The organism is Candidatus Desulfatibia sp. (genome assembly GCF_036446775.1).
Taxonomy (GTDB): domain Bacteria; phylum Desulfobacterota; class Desulfobacteria; order Desulfobacterales; family UBA11574; genus Desulfatibia_A.
The window spans coordinates 1-19,454 of sequence record NZ_JAZFTO010000166.1 but is presented as its reverse complement, the minus strand read 5'-3'; the positions used below and the strand labels follow the sequence as shown (position 1 = coordinate 19,454).

At 45.6% G+C, this 19,454-nt stretch carries 16 protein-coding genes; 4 read left to right on the top strand and 12 right to left on the bottom strand.

The window, feature by feature from the left end; translation table 11 throughout:
* The 3 genes from V3S16_RS08305 to V3S16_RS08295 all read left to right on the top strand — a co-directional run bounded on the left by V3S16_RS08305 (nt 1) and on the right by V3S16_RS08295 (nt 2,799).
* Nucleotides 1-705, top strand: coding sequence for a DNA alkylation repair protein (locus tag V3S16_RS08305; protein WP_413884212.1), 705 nt, complete (start codon nt 1-3; stop codon nt 703-705).
* Nucleotides 706-1,018: 313 nt separating this feature from the next.
* On the top strand, nt 1,019-1,468 hold the full coding sequence (locus V3S16_RS08300; RefSeq protein ID WP_413884211.1) for a response regulator: 450 nt from the start codon (nt 1,019-1,021) through the stop codon (nt 1,466-1,468).
* 11 nt (nt 1,469-1,479) lie between these two features.
* A complete protein-coding gene (locus V3S16_RS08295) occupies nt 1,480-2,799 on the top strand; it encodes a glycosyltransferase (RefSeq protein ID WP_413884210.1) in 1,320 nt (439 codons plus the stop codon).
* 226 nt (nt 2,800-3,025) lie between these two features.
* Here the strand turns inward: V3S16_RS08295 and V3S16_RS08290 are convergent, their stop codons facing one another.
* The 11 genes from V3S16_RS08290 to V3S16_RS08240 form a co-directional block, all read right to left on the bottom strand.
* Nucleotides 3,026-3,529, bottom strand: a complete 504-nt coding sequence (locus V3S16_RS08290) for a response regulator (RefSeq protein ID WP_413884209.1) — start codon at nt 3,527-3,529, stop codon at nt 3,026-3,028.
* 316 nt (nt 3,530-3,845) lie between these two features.
* Complete coding sequence (locus V3S16_RS08285) at nt 3,846-5,810, bottom strand: DUF3488 and DUF4129 domain-containing transglutaminase family protein (protein WP_413884208.1); 1,965 nt, start codon at nt 5,808-5,810, stop codon at nt 3,846-3,848.
* Nucleotides 5,811-5,885: 75 nt separating this feature from the next.
* A complete protein-coding gene (locus V3S16_RS08280; RefSeq protein ID WP_413884207.1) occupies nt 5,886-6,830 on the bottom strand; it encodes a DUF58 domain-containing protein in 945 nt (314 codons plus the stop codon).
* Between the two features lie 13 nt (nt 6,831-6,843).
* On the bottom strand, nt 6,844-7,758 hold the full coding sequence (locus tag V3S16_RS08275; RefSeq protein ID WP_413884206.1) for an AAA family ATPase: 915 nt from the start codon (nt 7,756-7,758) through the stop codon (nt 6,844-6,846).
* Between the two features lie 383 nt (nt 7,759-8,141).
* Nucleotides 8,142-8,753 carry a DUF3786 domain-containing protein gene (locus V3S16_RS08270; RefSeq protein WP_413884205.1) on the bottom strand — a complete coding sequence of 204 codons (612 nt, stop codon included), beginning with the start codon at nt 8,751-8,753 and terminating at the stop codon, nt 8,142-8,144.
* A 439-nt stretch (nt 8,754-9,192) separates the two neighbouring features.
* Entirely contained in the window at nt 9,193-10,263 is a 1,071-nt protein-coding gene (locus tag V3S16_RS08265) for a branched-chain amino acid aminotransferase (protein WP_413884204.1), read from the bottom strand.
* Between the two features lie 181 nt (nt 10,264-10,444).
* On the bottom strand, nt 10,445-11,281 hold the full coding sequence (locus V3S16_RS08260) for a VacJ family lipoprotein (protein ID WP_413884203.1): 837 nt from the start codon (nt 11,279-11,281) through the stop codon (nt 10,445-10,447).
* A gap of 5 nt (nt 11,282-11,286) precedes the next feature.
* The gene (locus V3S16_RS08255) at nt 11,287-13,800 is read right to left on the bottom strand and encodes an efflux RND transporter permease subunit (protein ID WP_413884202.1); all 2,514 of its coding nucleotides are present in this window, start codon (nt 13,798-13,800) and stop codon (nt 11,287-11,289) included.
* Nucleotides 13,801-13,828: 28 nt separating this feature from the next.
* The gene (locus V3S16_RS08250; RefSeq protein WP_413884201.1) at nt 13,829-14,473 is read right to left on the bottom strand and encodes a phospholipid-binding protein MlaC; all 645 of its coding nucleotides are present in this window, start codon (nt 14,471-14,473) and stop codon (nt 13,829-13,831) included.
* A gap of 54 nt (nt 14,474-14,527) precedes the next feature.
* Entirely contained in the window at nt 14,528-14,791 is a 264-nt protein-coding gene (locus V3S16_RS08245; RefSeq protein ID WP_413884200.1) for an EF-Tu/IF-2/RF-3 family GTPase, read from the bottom strand.
* A 107-nt stretch (nt 14,792-14,898) separates the two neighbouring features.
* Nucleotides 14,899-15,564, bottom strand: a complete 666-nt coding sequence (locus V3S16_RS08240; RefSeq protein WP_413884199.1) for a Crp/Fnr family transcriptional regulator — start codon at nt 15,562-15,564, stop codon at nt 14,899-14,901.
* Nucleotides 15,565-15,979: 415 nt separating this feature from the next.
* On the opposite strand from V3S16_RS08240, the gene V3S16_RS08235 reads away from it, so the two are divergent.
* Nucleotides 15,980-17,272, top strand: a complete 1,293-nt coding sequence (locus V3S16_RS08235; protein WP_413884198.1) for an MFS transporter — start codon at nt 15,980-15,982, stop codon at nt 17,270-17,272.
* Between the two features lie 88 nt (nt 17,273-17,360).
* Here the strand turns inward: V3S16_RS08235 and V3S16_RS08230 are convergent, their stop codons facing one another.
* On the bottom strand, nt 17,361-19,094 hold the full coding sequence (locus tag V3S16_RS08230) for a B12-binding domain-containing radical SAM protein (protein ID WP_413884197.1): 1,734 nt from the start codon (nt 19,092-19,094) through the stop codon (nt 17,361-17,363).
* Between the last annotated feature and the right edge of the window lie 360 nt (nt 19,095-19,454).

Here is a 19,454-nt window from a genome sequence, read left to right as displayed (position 1 = left end):
ATGCCTCTTAAAATTATCAAGAAAAGGCTGCAAAAACTCGCAGATAAGGAAACAGCCGAAACTCTGCAAAAATTTTTTAAAACAGGTCCGGGTGAATATGGCGAAGGTGATGTTTTTTTAGGGATCAGGGTCCCTGAGTTGAGAAAGCTGGCCAAAAAATATCAAGATATCCCCACCGAGGCGGCTATCGAACTGCTGTTTTCTCCCATTCATGAAAAAAGACTGCTGGCACTGTTTATAATCATTCACAAATATAATCAAGGCAACGCAAATACGAAAAAAGAAATCTATGAACTGTATTTGCAAAATAGTCGCCATGTGAACAGCTGGGATCTAGTAGACGGGTCTGCCGCCCATATCGCCGGCGCCTTTTTAATGGACAAAAGCAAGGCACCGCTTTACCGTCTGGCCGCATCCAAGAACTTGTGGCAGCGTCGCATTGCGATAATAGCGACGTTCCATTTTATCAAAAACGGTCTGTTTTCCGAAACCATTAAAATATCTAAACTCCTGCTGGCGGATAAACAAGACTTGATTCACAAAGCAGTTGGATGGATGCTCCGGGAGGTAGGCAAACGCGACATGCTCACCGCAGAAGCATTCCTGAAGGAACATTACCGCGTGATGCCCCGGACTATGTTGCGATATGCTATTGAAAAATTTCCAGAATCGCATAGACAGAAATATTTGAAAGGGGAAATTTAATGAAAGCAAAGCATGTTTTACCGGGATTCGCTGTTGCACTTCCATTCAACGGCTTTATACGTTAAATAATTTTTGACTTTATACATACCATGCTTTAAAGTGATCACTGATGGCGTCGTAAAAAGTCCCATCTACTGCGTTGTAGTATTTTTGCAGACACTCGGCATACTACATGTATGGCCTCGTCCCTGAAAAAATACTACGCCTTGTATATGAACCTTTTTACTTAGCCATCTATAGTTGAATCCGTGACTTTTTACGAGATCATCAAAACTATTTGTTGCATAATTTGAGGTCACAAGGAATATGAGGCATGTCTGAAGAACTGGATGTTATAATTGTGGATGACGATCCATGTGTTTGTGAAGTGCTCTCTGATTTAATCAAGAAGTTTTATACATGGGGCAATGTAATCAGCTTTACGGATGTTGATGAGGCCATATCTTACTGCCTTAGCCTTGAGGTAGGCGTTGGCATTTTTATAATTGATGTATTTTTAGGCGGAAAAAGCGGGTTTTGTTTTCTGGATTCCATAAAAGACAAATTTCCGGCCGCCCATGAAGACTCGGTTGTCATCACCGGAAGTGCCAGCGATGATGTCGTTAATATGTGTATGGCCTCAGATGTCAACTATTTATTGGAAAAACCGATAAGACCTTATGCACTGCAGTTTGCCATCAGAGCCATTGTGACGAAATACTTAACATTTGCCAGAAAGCTTCTGCGGGATCCGGCTTTTGCCGCCCATGTAGCAAAATTTTAAGAGGGTTTCGGATGGTAAAGAACATCGGATTTGTTTCCACACGTTTTGCAGGAACTGACGGTGTCACATTAGAATCGAGTAAATGGGCGCAAGTTCTTGAACAAAATGGACACCGCTGTTTATGGTTTGCCGGTGAACTGGACCGGGAATCGGAAAAGAGTTTCCTTGTCCCGGAAGCTCATTTTCAGCACGATCAAAATATATCGATTAACGATAAGGTTTTCGGGAAAAAAAGACGGGAGACTACCGTAACCAAATTAATTCATGATGTAAGATCATTTTTAAAATCTCATCTCTATAATTTCATAAAACAGTTTAAAATTGACCTTTTAATTGCCGAAAACACACTTACTATCCCCATGCACGTCCCTTTAGGGTTAGCCTTAACGGAAATCATTGCTGAAACTCAAATACCCACTATTGCCCACCATCATGATTTTTACTGGGAAAGGGTACGTTTTTCAATCAATGCTGTCAATGATTACCTCGGCATGGCCTTTCCGCCCAACCTGTCGAACATTGAACATGTGGTCATAAATTCAGCTGCCCGAGAAGAGCTGGCTCATCGTAAGGGGATTTCGTCGATCGTCATCCCCAACGTATTGGACTTTGAAAATCCACCCCAAGCGGACGTAAAACAGGCCAAAGACTTCAGACAATCCATCGGTTTAAAGCTCGATGATATAATAATCCTGCAACCGACCCGCATTGTGAAAAGGAAAGGGATCGAGTATGCCGTTGAACTGATCAATGAACTGAAAGATCCCCGCTATAAACTGGTAATATCTCATGAAGCAGGAGACGAAGGTTTTGAATATCCGGAATGGATTCAGGAGTACGCCCGGCAGCACGCTGTGGACCTTCGGCTGGTCAAGACCAGAATTTCAGACCCCTGGGCCAATCATGTAAATATTAAAGATCAGTATTCGCTCTGGGATATTTACCCTCATGCTGATTTTATTACATATCCAAGTCTTATCGAGGGATTTGGTAATGCTTTTCTTGAGGCTGTTTTCTTTAAAAAGCCGATTCTGATCAATCGCTACGAAACGTTTGTACGCGATATCGAACCCCATGGTTTTGATCTGGCGGTCATGGACGGATTTCTCACCAAAAAAACAATTCAAACCGTTCGAGAAGTTCTAGAATCACCCGCGCGAAAGGAACAAATGGTAACTAAGAACTACGAAATCGCTTCACGCCACTATTCTTTTGCCGTCCTCAGGAAACATCTGAGTTCCATTCTGGTTAATTTTTTTGGGGAATATGTGCCGGCCCACATGCAAAAGGTTGTCAGTTTTTTGGCAAAACGACTCTCCCACGACGAGTAAAGACCTTAGGGCTCGCTCAAATCATTGATACAAAGAAAAGCCCTTGGTAGGGTGATTCCAAGGGCTTTAGAAAGGAGAATGTCATAAAGAAGGTTAATTCCACCTTCATGTCTTACATAAAATACCACAATGTAACATGTCAACTGATTTTATGCGATAATCCCAAAAGATATGTTTTCGCTTATAACATCCTGCAAATAATTAGAAAGCTTATAGTTTGAGGCACTCAACACAACAATACGTGCCCCTCTGAATCTCTTTTTACATGGGTTATGCCCGGATACTTTCTTTCAAATTCCTTGTATACAGCTTCCTTACCTTTAATTTTTTCGAACAATATGTCCCTATCAACTATTAAATGCTTAAGTTCTAGCGCCCTCTTTACGACTGCCTGTAGATTTTCCATGCTACAGGGTTTTGCAAAAAATTTGTAAACACCCGCTTCGTTGATGGCATCCATGGCCGTGTCTACCTTAGCATAACCGGTTAGCATAATTGTTATAATATCGGGATACTCTAACTTTATCTTCTTTAATAAAGACAACCCGTCCATACTTGACATTTGCTGATCGCTGATAACCAGGTTCACCTCATGGGTTTTTAATGTTTCCAGAGCTTCTTCGCCGCTTTTTGCAGTAAGAATGGTATGATCTTTATTCATAAGAGCGCTGGTCATTAGTTCAAGAATATCTTCTTCATCATCAACAACTAGTATGGCATATTTACTCATTAGCTTGTCCCCCTTAAGACATCGACAACCATCTGCTATTTCTTTTAATATCTATCAACGAAAGCGCCATATGTTTTTCTGATCACTATAGCCTTCCGGTTTTAATAGTATATCGGCCAAAAACCGGATTTCTTTAATCAAAAGAATTCCTCGATGCTCTGCATCGGGGTTAATAAGATAAAAATTCATTTTGATACCTCGCAGCTCTGCTACGGGGTAGTTCATTAACTATTTTATTGCAGAAAAAGCGAAGGCAACTTCTCAATAGCTTGTTGAAACCCACCCGTGATAAATTGAAAAGTTGCCAGCGCATCCCTTAAATTTCGGTAATACGCTTTAGATCAAATTTTTTAACCAGCTCTTTAAACTTTTTTAAAGCATTTTCATCTCCCCCGCGTGCATACCGTAAAAGGACATACAGGTCGGTAATCTCTTGAATATTTTCTTTCAGGTCCCGGTGAAAATCACCCGCCGTTTTTGCAAAATCAACCGGTCCCTGTCCCGGTTTTCTCGTTAGACCAACTCTAGTGAGCTTTGCACAAAATTTCAGATATGCCTTTTGAACAGCATCCTTTTTTTTAACCGGCTTTTTAAAAAGCCGCATAGAAATCAGGAAAACAAAAAAACTCATGAGCCCAAGCGTCAGCAGAATCACTTTAACCGGACCCTTCCAGGAGCCAAGGTTGATACCGATTTTCGACAAAAGCTCTCGCTGGCGCCGATAAGAATACCCTAAAACCCATTGATTCCAATAGTTATTTACCGCGTCCCACCTAAAAACGATTTTTTTCAAATAGCTTTGAAGCGCTCCAAAATGTTTGAGCAATAAAAAACCTTCAAGTTCTTCAGGCGGAAGCGCTGCTTCAAATCCCTGCTCAATCCTTTCCGGTGCTACGGCCGATGTGGGATCGACCCTCACCCAGCCTCTGGCCGGAAGCCAAACTTCAACCCAGGCATGGGCATCGGATTGGCGTACAATCAGATAATTTCCGTATGGGTTCAGTTCACCACCCAGGTAGCCGCCCACGATCCGGGCCGGAATTTGCGCTTTGCGCATCAGAAAAGCAAAGGCGGAAGCATAGTGCTCACAATATCCCTTGCGAGCTTTGAACAGAAAATCGTCAATGACATCCTCTCTAAGCAAGGGTGGGTTTAGAGAATAGACAAAATCGTTTTGACTGAAAAATTCGAGTGCTTTGTTGACAATCTTCTCCGGGTTATCAAAAGTATCGGCCCAGGAGCGGGCCAGAGCTGTGGATTTTGGATTTCCTTGGGCTGGAAGTATCAGGGCCGTCCGCTCCCATGGCTTGAAATCACCGGTATTATATGTTGTTTGAGATACTACATTGTAGCGTATTCGTGTTTTCAACTTACGATAGGCCATCAGGGTATGATCGTTCTGCATCCTTGCCATGGGTGGCGATGTGATGGGCATATCCAGGGCAAACAGCCATTTTTCTCCTTGGGGTTCAAGGGTAATGGTGTATCCAACCGTACTGCCGGCCGACAATGGCACCTGCCGAACCGGACGGGTTTGGCCCCGGCTCCAGGTTTTACCGTCAAAATGCTGAAAAACTATACCGCGCCAGTAAAGACGATCCGGCCCGGGGATATTGTTTTTAAATTCTGCCCGAAAAGCGATTTCATCAGAAAGGACGAGTTTCGATATGCTCCCCGGCGACAACCTGTCATCAATACCAGTTCTGGCTATCGACTGGTTTGACATCCCAAAAAGGGTCCCTTGAACTCTGGGGAAAAGAAAAAAAAGAACGATCATCATCGGCAGAGCCTGAACCATAATTACACCGGATAGACGCAAATTTGCCGCAAAGCTGCCCCGGGGATGATTGATACGGATTAAAACCGCCGTTGCCAAAAACACGGATGCAAACATGAAAAGCGACATGACCAGATTGTTGGAATAGAGCAGGTTTGTGATGACCAGAAAATAGACCAAGGAAAGGGTTACCATGCGGTCGCGGTGGGTATTCATCTCAAACGGCTTCAGGCCCAGCATGACAGCAAGCAATCCCACACCGGTGTCCAAACTGAATTTGAAATTGTAGGTCACAAGCCCGCCGATAAAGCCGCCGAACGTTAAAATAAGGAGAATCGGCCGGCCGGGACGGTACCAGTTGTTTTTTGACGCCGCCAAAACATAAGCCCAAAAGGCAAGACACCAGATGACGATCCAGGACGGCAACCTGAACAAATGGGGTGAAACAGCAAGCAGTATGGCTCCCAGTATAGGTAAAAGATGTTTTTTGTCGGCAGTTTTCATGGAGTGTGAAGTTCCCGGCTCTAAAAGGCGCGGGGTCTATATTACAGGCCTTGCTTCGCAGCGGAACAGGCAGCATCAATCCGGCATAGCAAATAATGCCAAAGCCTTTAAACACTTTTGGCGATGAACCTCGCCGCTATTCGGATCAATTATTTTTCCGGGGAGTTTCAAACCGAAAACTATATTGTAGCTGCAGGCCTTTAAGATCATATCACACAGACGGGAGAGTTTTCGCTCCGTATTCGGTTCATTGAGAGCGTTAAAATCCAACATGGACGTCGATCCGGCCGGTCCCACAAACATCTTGGTAAAAAGGCCCTGCCCCCTCGAAAGTGCCTTCCAGGCGATACGCTGAAGAGGGTCACCCTGCTGATAGGACTTCAGCCCCTGAAAATCTTCCGCACCGGGCATGTCTCGGCCCTCTTCACCATTGACTGCGCCGGCATCATCTGCCGTCTTCAGCGGTCCGGGCAGCGGCCTGGGGTAAACCAGACATTTGGCGTCAAAATGAAGCGTGGACCAGGCGCGAAAAAGCCCTAAAGGGTATTGGGTGGCGATTAAAAGAGAGCCGGGCCTGAATATTCCTCTTTGGTTGGCTGCAACCGGGATTCGAATCCAGTTATCCTTGTTTGCGTCTAAATCTTGCACTATTTTTTCTGCATTCGGTAATGAGACGGCAACGGCCGCACGCACGCGCTCTTCCATGCGAACATGGAATTTGAAAACGGCTTGGTCACCGGCAAATACCGGTTGGGCCGTAACTGATAATAGTTTAATACCCAAAAGGTTTCTGTAAGAGTGGAAGATAGAGACAAAGGCCATGCCGCCCAGCAAAAAAGTGAGCAAAAATCCAAGATTATTTTTGTAATTGACGGACCCTATGAGCATGGCCAAAAGGACGAGAATAAACACCCAGCCGGTTCGGGCAGGTAGAATATAGATCCTTTTTCTGCTTAATGCCAGAGGAAGAGTGATAAACGGTTTTGAATTGGAGCCTTTATGGAATAGTTTAAAACGCAAAAGTTTCATTTCATTAAGGAATTGGGACTTCCATAAGCAGATGTTCAAGCCTTTCCCGGGAAAGTTCGGCCAGATCGTCATGGGAACGGAGTCTGTGTCCCATGACCCAGAACATAACCTTTTGCAAATCTTCGGGCAGCACATGGTCCCGGCCTTGCAGAAAGGCGCGGGACTTGGCTGCCCGCAAAAAAGCGAGGCCGGCCCTTGGAGAAAGTCCGACGGAAAAATGGGGAGCGTTGCGAGTAAAATCTAAAAGATCCTGAACGTATTCCAAAAGTGCGTCTGAAGTATGGACTCTGGCAATCTGCGTTTGAGCCAACAATACTTCCTCGGGTGTTAAGCATGGTTCCATGCTGAACATGGCACTTTTAACTTCACCCTGTTTTAACAGCTTTTGTTCGGCATCCCGGTTTGGATACCCGAGATTTATGCGCATAAGGAAGCGGTCAAGCTGCGACTCGGGGAGCGCAAATGTCCCGAATTGTTCATTTGGATTTTGGGTAGCAATAATAAAGAAAGGTTTCTCCAAAGGACGGGTCTGGCCTTCCACGGTTACCTGACGCTCCTCCATAGCTTCCAGCAGAGCGCTCTGGGTTTTTGGCGTTGTTCTGTTGATTTCATCGGCGAGCAGAACTTGAGTAAATATTGGCCCCGGATGAAATACAAAGCTACTGGTTTTACGTTCAAACACGGAGACCCCCAGTATATCGCCGGGGAGCATATCACTGGTACACTGGATGCGCCGGAAGTTCAAGCCCAGACATCTTGATAAAACTTTGGCCAGAGTGGTCTTACCGATACCGGGCCGATCTTCGATCAGAAGATGTCCTCCGGCGAACAGGCAGGTCAAAGCCAGCTTGATCTGCTCCCGCTTCCCAAATATGACCTTGCTGATCTGTTCAACCATATTCTGAAATTTAACATTCATTGTATATGCAATCTCCAAATTAATATTGGCATGATAATACGCAATCGATTGTGTGTCAATTTTCAGAGGTCTGTAATGTTTCTGCATTGTGACAGTTTAACAGACTGTATTTATAAAATGTCTATAGTTTTATTCAAGGCGGTATATGTGCTTGTTGAAAAATTCGGGCTAAAGATTTTTGTGAAAAAGCCGATAATACATCTAAAGGCTTCTGGGATGCGCGTGCATCTTTTCTGCCGGTCATCTTCAAACATAATAAAAACAGTTTTGAAAACAGGATGTACACCGGGAGTTAATAACGGCATTCAAAGAAGTCATTAACAATAAAAATCGTTCAGGATTGGAAAATCACAACCTGAACGATTTTTTTTTGGCAAATTGAATCAGAACTCAATTTTCAGATAATCTGCAAGATGCATTCCCACGATGGTCAGGCACTCCGGATCCAGATATTGTTCCGCGCGTTTTTCGAAAAGCACTTTGCACTGGGCCGGAAATTCATCGTCGGCATCGTCGCAGAGGAGCAGTACGGGAACTTTTGGGAGAGGAAAGAGCTTCATAATGAGCTGGTAGGAAAAATCCAGGTCGGGATTCTTTCCACCAAGCGCTCTTAAAGCTGCGTCAAATTCATCCAATCGGCCTGTAAAATTCTGGGCAATGGGGCGTTCGATATGATTGATAAATTTGCCTATCAGAGGAGCGGTGTCCTTAAAGTCTCTATAGGATACCCATTCCTTGTCTAACGAAGGAACTTGAGGACATAAAAGCAGATATTTACACAGAACGACACTGGTGGTCAAAGGCGGCTGTTTGCCGGAAGGATTGACAATCTTTTTTGTTGAGACTCTGTATGGCCGGCCGAAAAAAGGGATGACAATTTCGTTGCCTTCCACCTTTATGCCGAGTATTTCTTCTTTGGGTTTAAAATCGATTTGGGCAATCTGGGCCAGGTATTGATTGTAAGTTTCGTCAAAAACGGAAGACTTTGCAGCCATATAAAACTCCCACCTAAACTGATCGGTTCCAGGTTCAGGGTTCTAGGTTCAAAGGTTATAACATCTTGACATTACTTAATGTTACAACTCAATGTCAGGATTGGTCCCTTGCACCCATTGGGTGAGAATTGCTTTCCGCCTCTATTGAGGCGTAACTCTTTTGAACTGAGCCTGTTAGGGCTCATCAACCCGGAACCTTGAACGTTGAACCGCTCAACCTAGTTCCCACTTAGGCTTTGTTGGTTTTAAGTAAAAGCAGTTTCCAATTCATAAATGAGATATTTTTTTGATGAGCAAGGCCGCACAAGGGTTTTCGCCCGAGACGTACGCCTGTACGTTGAGGGCGGAAACCCGCGGCCTCCGGCTCGTAGAGCCTACGCCTCGGAGAGAGAACGCCGCTCATCGGGAAAATAGCCATTTATGGATGGAAACTAACTAATCAATCGATACGAAGCCGCCAGCCAAACGGGTCTTCTTTGCGGCCGTATTGAATCCCGGTAATTTCGTCATAGAGTCTTCGGGACAAATCGCCGGTCTGGCCGCCTGCTATTTGCAAAACGTTTTCTTGGTAGCAAATCTCACCCACAGGAGAAATTACAGCGGCGGTGCCGGTAGCGAACATTTCCTTTAAAGATCCGCTTTGGGCTCCATCAGCGACCTCTTGGATAGTGATGAGACGCTCTGAGACATTTAGTCCCCAGTGCCGGGCGATCTGGAGCACCGAATCTCTGGTAACACCCGGCAGAATGGTACCTCCTAAAGGCGGAGTGACCAGTTCGTTGTCGATAAGAAAGAAGATATTGCTGGTGCCGACTTCCTCCACGTACTTACGTTCTTTGGCATCTAGCCACAGAACCTGAGTGTAGCCTTGCTCGACAGCCTGCTTTGAAGCCAGAAGCGTAGCGCCGTAGTTACCGGATGTTTTAGCTTCTCCAGCCCCCCCTTTGGCGGCGCGAACGTATTCGTCGGAAACAAAGATTTTGGTGGGATTGAACCCTTCAGGGTAGTAAGCTCCCACCGGACCGAGAATGATGTAAAACAGGTATTGATCCGCAGGTCTTACACCCAGCGCAGGCTCGTTGGCAATCATTGTGGGCCTAATATAAAGGGATGTGCCCTCCGACTTTGGTATCCATTCACGTTCAAGTAAAACTAACTCCTTTAAGGCCTGCAGGACAAAAGCGGCATCCATTTCCGGCATGACCATTCTGCGGGCGGAAGTGTTCATGCGTTCAATATTTTTATCAGGTCGAAACAGTCCGATCCCGCCGTCTTGCAAATGATATGCTTTCAGGCCTTCGAACACCTCCTGACTATAGTGCAGTACCATGGCGGCCGGATCGAGTGACAGGTCTCCATAGGGTTCAATGCGCGGGTCGTGCCACCCCTTTTCCCGCGTAAAATCCATAAGAAACATATGTTCTGTGGTGTATTGCCCGAAACCCAGCTCAGAATCTTTGGGACGATCCTTTTGGCCAATCTTTGTAGATTTGTTCACTCTGATTTTCATATTATCATTCCTTGTCGTCGTTTATCGTAACTTCTCAATAACCTCGGGGGAAAAGGGCTTCAGGGTTTTTCTAAAGCCCGACGATTTTCTAAACCCTAACTTATTGAGAAGTTATTGTTTGTCTATTGAGGCTTTACCAGATTCCTTTTTTGTCTGTCAATGGTGTTCTGATTACCGGATGTTATTTTAGTACTTTTTTAGTGCGGAACTGAATATAGACATCACGCAGGGCGATATAAGGATCGATGGCTGCTTTTTTGAGGGCTTCGTAATCGCCGATTCGAAAGGAGGTTTGATTTACCTGATCAAAACTCCAAACGCCCCAAGACGCTTCCTGGGGATCAATATAGCTGACGGGATTCAAAAACCAGTCTCCTACCCGGCCGACTGTATCGCGCAGCGTTGACGGCCCGATAACGGGCCACACTATGTAAAAACCGTTTCCAATACCGTATTTTCCCAGGGTTTGGCCCAGGTCTTCTTCATCAGGGCGGATCAACCTGGGATAATTATCAGCCGGATTTCCCAATCCCAGAACACCAACGGTGGTGTTCATGACAAACCTTGCAAACTCGATTCCAAAAGCTTCCCCTTTGCCCTGAAGAGCGCAGTTGACCAGCCGTATGGGAGTGGTAAGGTTGCGGAAGAAATTTTTGACACCGGTTCTGAAAAAATCCGGAGTCACGGCCTTGTACCCCCTGGCCAGGGGCTTAAGTACCCAGAAATAGAGCTTGTCATTGAAATGAAACATGGCCCTGTTCCACATAGAAAGCGGGTCTGCTATCTGAGCCTGCTCTTCTTCAAACTCATCTTCAAAAAAATCATCATCCAAATCTTCCATGCCGCTGTCTGCTGAGGCCGGCTCTGAATTGGCAGCATGTACTTCCCGTTCCTGGGATAGCTGCTGGTTTGGCGGTGCTGCTTGGAGAGCAGCGGCAGACTTGTAAGCGCATCCGGCCGACAAAAAGGCAGTAATCAACAAAAGCAGTAGTAGACCGTTTAGATGTTTTTTCCTCATATGCTCTAATTTCCTCCGTTTTCAAGGCCAAACGGCTTAAAAACAACAATCAGTTGAGGGAGCAGCGTCAAAGCGGCGACTAAGGCGATCAGCATAGCCAGCCCGGTCAGCAGGCCGAAATAAATACTGGGAATAAAATTGGACAGAACCAAAATTGAAAAACCGATGACAATCGTCACTGAAGTGTAGTACATGGCGTGGCCGATGCTTTCATGGCAGCGATGCATTGTATTAATATAATTTCGATCAATGTTAAACTCATTTTTAAATCTGTGGATGTAGTGAATGGTGTTATCGACGGCGATCCCCAGGCTGATGGCCGCAATGGTAATGGTCATCATGTCTAAGGGGATCCTTATCCAGCCCATGACTCCCAGGACCGCCGCGACGGAAAGAAGATTGGGAGACATGGCGATCAAAGATATTTTCAAAGATCTGAAAAGAATCAGAAACATGCCCATCAGTGCCAGTACGACGAATCCCAAAGTAAGAATCTGTGAACGAAACAGGCTTTGCAGCATATTGTTGTACAACACCAGCATTCCGCTTAAATTGAAATGTTCCGGCTTAAGGCCCAGTTTGCCGGTCATATCACGGCGGATCTGCTGCAGCAGTTTGTTGCGCTGCAGTGATTTATCCGAGTCCCTGACACGGACCAGGAAGCGCACCTGATTATGCTCTACAGACACAAACGGGGTTAGCAATTTTTTGAATTTGGCCGGAATTTCGCTATACAGCAGGGCCAGTTTAAAATTGTCCAAGGGTTTGCCGTCGTTTAAATCTTCGGCTACCTTCAGCAAAGTTGCCAGCGATACGACCTTGCCGGTTTCCGGCAGACTGTCAAGGTATTGGTGAACTTTCTTAACAACCGCCATTTTATCAGCAGTAAACCAGTATTTATCCTGGTCTTCGGTTTCATCGAACTCATCAAACTCGTCGAACTCATCGTCGCTATCCCCGTCAGCTTCAAGTGCAACCGTACGGGCGGATGTTTCGGGTTCAACCAGATCTACAATAACATCCATTGAGGTGGTACCGCCCAGTTTCTGATCAATAACCTTCATGCCCTGATAGATCTCGGTGGTAGCTTTAAAGTAATCAATAAAGCTGTTTTCAACGACCAGCCTTGAGATGCCAATGGCGCTGACAATCATGATGATGCCGCTAATTGCCAGGATTAAGCCGCCGCGGGCCTCGGTGAATTCCGCTAAAAACGATGTCAAGGCAAAGCGCTGGCTTCTTCCGGTCGGCGGAGTTCCTTTGCGCACCAGCATCAATACGGCTGGAAAAAGTAGGAATGTGAGTATCAAAGAGACGGTAATACCGCCAATCATCATCCAGCCGAAAGTGATGACCGGCAGAATGTCGCAGAGCAGTAACGATCCAAACCCGGCAATCGTGGTCAGCGCTGCATACAGACAGGGTTTCAGCATCAACCGTACGGTATCGAGAACAAGCTTGCGCTGCTCGGTTTCAGGGTTGATGAAATGCAGTTCACGGTACCGCACGATAAGATGGATCGTAATCGCCATAGTGATGATAAGCTGTAAAGATATAAAGTTCGAAGATATAACCGTGACTTCCCAGCCGAACAGCCCCAGCAGACCTATCATGGAAATTGCGGAAAAGGCGCAGCAGAGCACCGGCAGTAGGACCCAGCGTATTTTCATAAAAATAATGCTTAAGGTGATGGTTAGAAAAAACAAGACCCCCAGGCCGAAAATTTTCAGGTCGCTTTTGATAAAGCTGACCAAATCGTCTGCAATCATGCTGACACCGCCCAGAAAAAGCTCGGCATCCTGTCGATACTTGTCCATGATCCCGCGAATTGCCGTAATATCCTGATGCCGGTTCCGCTTCATCCGGTCCCGGTGCTTCTGCAACTTTTTGGAAACGTTTTTGAATTCAGCCGTCTCTGCCGCAGACAGCCTGCCGGCGGCTTTTTTTTCCCGCAAAACGTTGCGCCGGGCCATTAAGTTCCGGTAGATTTCATCGACCGGAAATTTAATCTGGAGTGCGGTGGTCTTTAGGTCCGTGCTTACCAGCAGGTTTTGATACAGGGGGCTTTTGCTGAACTCTATCCGGGCCAGCTTTTTATCAACGGTCGGAGATTGGAGGGTCTGGATATTGTCGGTCAGTTCCTTAACCGGCACCGGCGGGCTTTTAAGCAAAGGGACATTCAGAATTGAAATTACCGCGGAAACCCTTTCCACCTGCAACAATTCATTCCGCAATCGTTCAAGATCGGCCAGCACTTTATCTGAAAACAAGTCGTCTTGGGGAGTATAGGACAGCAGCAAAAAATCCTGCACTCCATAACGGGCATCTATCAGGCGTGAGTAGTGCAGATCGCGGTCATCTTCAATAATCAGCGTTTCCGCGGAGGCATCAAGCCTGAAGTCCTTGGCTTTATAGCCCAAAAAAGCAACCACTACCAGAATACAGCAAATAACGAGTTGCGGCCGTCTAAGGATAACTTTATCAAAAAACAGTTCCGGCAGTGTATGAAGTTTAGTCATAGTGAATGTAAGTCAGTAATGGAGTGAATTATTTGTCTTGCGGATTTTCAAGTTTTTGAATAAGATCGTCAATAGTTCCGCTCCTCATATCATGGTAAAACTGAGACTGGTAGGTTCTGATAATGCTGGTACCCTTGATCTCGACATCGTAGATCTTCCAGTTGTTCTTTGATCGATAAAGCTTGTAATCCATCGATATTCTTTCACCTTTCGAGATCAATTCGGTCGGGATGAGAACTTTTCTTTTTTTCTTGCCCTGAACAGGCGCTTTATAGACTATTTTTTCATCGGTATAAAGATTAAGGGTTTCTAAATAAAACTCCTTCAAGTTTTTTTTAAAAAGCTCAATGAATCTTTCCTTTTTCTCTTGGTCCAAACCGGCCCAGTACTTCTTTAGGGTCAGCCTGGCCATTAGAGGAAAATCGAACATGGCTTCGATGATCTTAACAGCTTCTTTGGTCTTTGCTTGTTGTTCAAGTTCTTTTTGCTGCAAAAGCGCAAGGATGGCTTCAAGCTTACTTTTTAAAACTACTTCGGCAGCACTTTTATTGTCTGCGGCGGCTGTCTGGGACAGAACCAACAAGCTTATCATAACATATAGCAAACTTTTTAAGATCAGTTCTTTGATTTTAATTTTCTGTATCATTTTAGTCTTAGAAAATCGCTTTGCCATTTTATGAAACCTCCCGCTTTAAGGCGGGATTCGCAAAAAGAAATTCCTGTTCAGCTAAGGTCGCTCGACAACTTTATAGACTTTATCTTTTTTTCGAACTCTTTCCTTTACTTGCACTCCTACCAAATCACCCGCTTGGGCTTCTTCCACCGGCTGTCTTTCAATCTCCATACTGGTCACTTCCGCTGTAAAATCGGTGGTATGGCCCTTATAGTGCAGCAGATCGCCTTTTTTTATGCTTCCACTGGTAACTTTGATGGCCGCCACACCGACTTTGGCGTAAAAATTGGCAACAACACCGCCCTGATCTTCGTCCATAATCCCACCTCCTAACCCGGACAAGCCCCGCAAACGGGACAAGCCCCGCAAACGGGACAAGCCGGCTGTAGTTTAACGTAGACCCCGGCTTTTATGATATTGCAGTTTTAATCAACAGAAACCGAGTTGATTGCGTGATAGGGCACCAAAGTGATGACACCGGACTGTTCTGCAATAATTAACTCGTACCCGGCTTCACTTTGTTCAAGCTGTAATATTCTGCCTTCAAGAATTTGATTGTTGTTCAATCCTATACGAATGTTGATACTTTCGGTTATTATATTTTGAAAATTCAGGTTCTCAGCTCCTGTTGCTTCAATTCCCCAGCGGATTGCATCCCGGTAAGCATCGTTTGTCATCCTAAGACGGTTTACAATGGTGCCAAGCAGGTTATTATAAAGTTTTGCTCCTGCTAAAGGATGTTCCTCGACAAATGCATCAAAATCTTTGCGTTGCAAGCTCAGAAGGACGGAATCTTTTTCCGCAAAAGCAGAAGCGGACCTTTCTTTACCGTCAATAAAGCTGAATTCTCCAAATACCAACCCTTCGGTAGCGACAAACAGCGTCTTTTCATAGTCGTTAATAATGAGCTTTTTCAAGGAAACAGTTCCTTGTTCAACTATGTAAAGCGTATCGCCGCTGTCATTTTCCTTGAAAACATATTCTCCGGATTTAACATCTTCTTTGTTGAATTTTCCCATAACGAGCTTTTCTTCATCCGCATCCATCCGGTCAAAAAGGCTGTCCTTCTCAAAATGCTCTAATCCCTTCATGATTTGATTCCTCCCCTCCAAATTAATGTCTCGGAATTTCTATCCCGCAAGGCGGGATAATCAAAACTATTTTTTAGCAACATTTCCTGTGGGGTCACTGGAATAATGGAATGTTGCAGTATTCCAATTGTGAGCGAAGCGAATTAACTTGAATGATATCTTACTTACATTTTTACATTATTTTAATATATTTAAAAAATCAATGTAAATGAGATATCCAAGTTTAAAAAGTCTGTCAACCGTGTTAACAGTCAACCATACCGTCTGCGCCAGTCAAACGCCTACCTTTTTTAGCATCTTTTCGATTTGATGTTCTTAGTGGTCAATTCAGGTTTAGCTCTTGTGCCACAATTGGTGATTTGTTATGAAGCTTGGCACATTGTAAACAACTTCATACAATTGATAAGGTAAAACTATGAACCAAGATCTGGCTGGAAAGGTTCTGCGTTTCAGGTGGCTGATTTTTCTGATGCTGGCTCTGGCCTACTTTTTTGTTTATTTTCATCGTCTTTCGCTTTCCGTCGTCGCCTACGACCTGATCGAAGAGTTTCAAACTACCGCCAGCATGATGGGACTTTTGGGTGCCATTTATTTTTACTGTTATGCCGCCATGCAGTTTCCGGCCGGACTCCTTTCAGACTCCCTGGGCCCCAGAAAATCGGTGACCTGTTTTTTGATCGTCGCGGCGGCGGGAAGTATTGTTTTCGGTCTTGCGCCTACAATCAAGGTCGCCTTTATCGGAAGAGTCATGGTAGGAGTGGGAGTATCCATGGTCTTTATCCCCACCATGAAAATTCTTTCCCAGTGGTTTCGCACCCGCGAGTTTGCCTTTATGACCGGCATTTTAAATGCCGTCGGAGGAATAGGTGTGCTGGCAGCCACCTGGCTTCTGGCTATAATGGCCGCGTTGCTGGGGTGGCGGCTTTCCTTTGAACTTATCGGTGCCTGCACCTTTATCATCGTAGCTCTGGTCTGGCTTGTAGTCCGGGACCGGCCGGCCGATAAAGGCTGGCCCACTCTGGCTGAGATTGACCAGGCCGATGAGGCCGCCTCGCATACCCCACATCGGATTCCTTTGCTTCAAGGGGCCAAACGGGTTGTCTCGGAAAAATTCTTCTGGCCGGTGGCGATCTGGTTCTTTTTCGATTGCGGAATATTTTTCGGTTTCGGGGCCCTGTGGAGCGGGCCTTATCTGATGGATGTCTACGGTATGACCAGGGCCCAGGCCGGGGCCGTTCTCAGCATGATCGCCTGGGGAATGATCGCGGGAAGTCCCCCCCTTGGATATTTGTCGGACAAAGTTATGAAAAGCCGTAAAAAACCTTTCGTTTTTTGTGCATTCCTGCTGGTCGTTGAGCTTGCATTCCTCTACATGTTTCCTTCCGGCCATTCCCGTATAGTTTTGGGCATTTTCTTTTTTATCTTCTCCATATGTGCATCATCGGTTGTCATATTCGGTTTTACCATGATCAAAGAGCTTTTTCCCGTGGAAATTGCCGGAACCTCAACCGGTTTGGTAAATATTTTCCCATTTTTAGGGGGGGCCGTGTTCATGCCGCTGCTGGGCCGGGTACTGGATGCTTATCCTAAAACAGCCGCAGGAGGGTATTCTCTGGAGGCCTACAAAATACTCCTTCTCATTCTGCTGGGAGCTTCAGTGGTATCGCTGATCTGTACACTCCTGATGAAAGAAACTTTTCCGGATTAACTAGTGCCCATCCATAAATAACTTGGAGCACTATGTAGTTTCCAACTATATTCGTAGCCGTTCAGAGGTTCAGCCGTCTACGCTGAAGCTACGTCGTGGCAATCAGGCGGCCGCTTTTTTTCGTGTATTGCGGATAGAAGGCCGTGACGCCGGCATCCTCAAGGGCTAATGCCGCAGCGTTCTTTTCGTAAAAGGAAGCGGGTTCATATTGCCAGCCGTTTGCCAAGCGCCGTTCTTCTTTAATCAGACTGCCATAAACGTAAATGCCCACTGTCAGCCCGGCTATACGGGTTTTCCAGCCAAATTCCCGATAAATGTCTTTCAGGAGCCGGTCCATTTTTCTGAACATACGTTTATCGTGACGAAAATAATGTTTCATGGCCCAGACCGCCCCGGCATAGGTCGAGCGCAGGGGGTGGACTTCACGATCATAACGCGCTCGTATGCGCGGGTCCGGATGATGCTTGTATCTTTGCCATCCGGTCAGCAGGGTTCGGATCAGTCGAGCAAGACTGGGACCGTTGATTTTAAAGTCCTGTCGAAAGGCCTTAAGCAGCAAACCCTCTTCCCGACCATTGCGAATATGCTTGTGCCGGTAATTGAAGCGGTATTGCCCGTGGGCTTCAGCCGGAGAAAACTCTGCTTCACTCAGAAGGATCCCCTCCCTTTTGTATTTTTCATATAAAGGCGTTCCCGGGTTGGGTGTGTAAAGCATGAACTGGTGAAAATCGGTCTGGTGGCTGACGGCATGGTCAATGACCTGATCCATGGTTGCCGGCGTATGGTTTTCCAAACCGATGATGGAAGAACCTAAAACGCGTACCCCATGGGACTGCAGAAGCTTAACCAGGGCTCGCGTGTCAATGTCCTTGAGCTTTTGATATTGAGCGCTTTTACCTTCGATCCCCATCCAAACCCAGCCGATGCCCAGGCCCACGATCTGCTCGATGGTATAAGAACGAAGGACCCGCGCGGAGCTGAAAACATTCAACATCCAGCTTTTATTATTCGCCTGCATCAATTTCAGAAGCCTGAGCGCTCGTTTGCGGTGCAGCAAAAAATTTTCATCAAGCACAAAAAACGATTGAACGTTAAGTTTTTTTTCCAGCCGGCACATTGCCGCAAAAAGCTCGTCGCCGGTTTCGTAAAAATTGACAAACTTACCTTTCCCGCCAAACAAAGCAGACGTGGAGCAAAAGTTACATCCTACCGGACACCCTGCCGAGGGGATTAAGATGGCGGCTGTATCGCCCGGCTCATCTCGCATACTAACCCCTAAGATACGGGTTCCAAAGGCCGAATATGCCATAGGATGCTTGACCGGTTCATTGGAATTTTGACCAAGAAACTGCCGGAACCATTTTATCCCGTCTCCTTTGACGATGTGATCCGCATCGATTGTTGCACGCAGGCCGCCCGTATTGGCGATGTGTCCACCGATTACAATGGTGGCTTTCGGCTGATACTGTCGAATCAGTTCGCACATTTTCTTTACCTTGCCCACATTGGGAGTGATGGCGCTGATTCCGATGATATCATAGAAATTCTGTTTGAGCTCCTGAGTGAAGCGCGTCAGGGAAGGAAAATCGAGGAGGGCACACGGCGCATTTATGTTAGTCTGAATAAGCATCAGGCCGAAAGATCGGTGAAACATGCGCAGGGAAAAGCCGCCTTGAACTCTCGTGACCTGATTCTGGTAAAGCTCCATAGGGTTGATGGTGCGACTTCCGTATTCGTCATCCTGAGCAAACGGGCCGAAGACACTGGATAACAGGACTTTGGCTCGAATTCCTTTGGGATGAACGCCGGCTGTCTTTTCCATTTTATCCCCCCGTGCTATGGTGATGGATCCTATAGGCGCAATGCGTTTTTGAGACCTTTGCAAATGATAATACCCTTTAATGCAATCTTGCCGCAAACAACAGGTTTGATTTCGATTTTACAAAAGTATTACAATTTTGGCGCTCTAAAGGAGTTTGCATGATGCAAGGAGGGTAGGAGTAAATTAAATTCCAAATATCAAATATCAAATAACAAACAAATAACAATGACCAAAAGGGGAAATCCCAAATAACAAAATACAAATAACAAATAAATTCCAATGACCGAAAAAACAAATAACAAACAAAAGAATAAAAAAAATAGTTTTAGCCCTTGTTTGGAATTTGAGACTTGGAATTTG

Excerpts from the sequence above, each read along its gene's own strand:
- V3S16_RS08305 (WP_413884212.1), top strand. The coding sequence starts at position 1 with ATGCCTCTTAAAATTATCAAGAAAAGGCTGCAAAAACTCGCAGATAAG.
- V3S16_RS08300 (WP_413884211.1), top strand. The coding sequence starts at position 1,019 with ATGTCTGAAGAACTGGATGTTATAATTGTGGATGACGATCCATGTGTT.
- V3S16_RS08295 (WP_413884210.1), top strand. The coding sequence starts at position 1,480 with ATGGTAAAGAACATCGGATTTGTTTCCACACGTTTTGCAGGAACTGAC.
- V3S16_RS08290 (WP_413884209.1), bottom strand. The coding sequence starts at position 3,529 with ATGAGTAAATATGCCATACTAGTTGTTGATGATGAAGAAGATATTCTT.
- V3S16_RS08285 (WP_413884208.1), bottom strand. The coding sequence starts at position 5,810 with ATGAAAACTGCCGACAAAAAACATCTTTTACCTATACTGGGAGCCATA.
- V3S16_RS08275 (WP_413884206.1), bottom strand. The coding sequence starts at position 7,758 with ATGAATGTTAAATTTCAGAATATGGTTGAACAGATCAGCAAGGTCATA.
- V3S16_RS08270 (WP_413884205.1), bottom strand. The coding sequence starts at position 8,753 with ATGGCTGCAAAGTCTTCCGTTTTTGACGAAACTTACAATCAATACCTG.
- V3S16_RS08265 (WP_413884204.1), bottom strand. The coding sequence starts at position 10,263 with ATGAAAATCAGAGTGAACAAATCTACAAAGATTGGCCAAAAGGATCGT.
- V3S16_RS08260 (WP_413884203.1), bottom strand. The coding sequence starts at position 11,281 with ATGAGGAAAAAACATCTAAACGGTCTACTACTGCTTTTGTTGATTACT.
- V3S16_RS08255 (WP_413884202.1), bottom strand. The coding sequence starts at position 13,800 with ATGACTAAACTTCATACACTGCCGGAACTGTTTTTTGATAAAGTTATC.
- V3S16_RS08250 (WP_413884201.1), bottom strand. The coding sequence starts at position 14,473 with ATGGCAAAGCGATTTTCTAAGACTAAAATGATACAGAAAATTAAAATC.
- V3S16_RS08245 (WP_413884200.1), bottom strand. The coding sequence starts at position 14,791 with ATGGACGAAGATCAGGGCGGTGTTGTTGCCAATTTTTACGCCAAAGTC.
- V3S16_RS08240 (WP_413884199.1), bottom strand. The coding sequence starts at position 15,564 with ATGAAGGGATTAGAGCATTTTGAGAAGGACAGCCTTTTTGACCGGATG.
- V3S16_RS08235 (WP_413884198.1), top strand. The coding sequence starts at position 15,980 with ATGAACCAAGATCTGGCTGGAAAGGTTCTGCGTTTCAGGTGGCTGATT.
- V3S16_RS08230 (WP_413884197.1), bottom strand. The coding sequence starts at position 19,094 with ATGGAAAAGACAGCCGGCGTTCATCCCAAAGGAATTCGAGCCAAAGTC.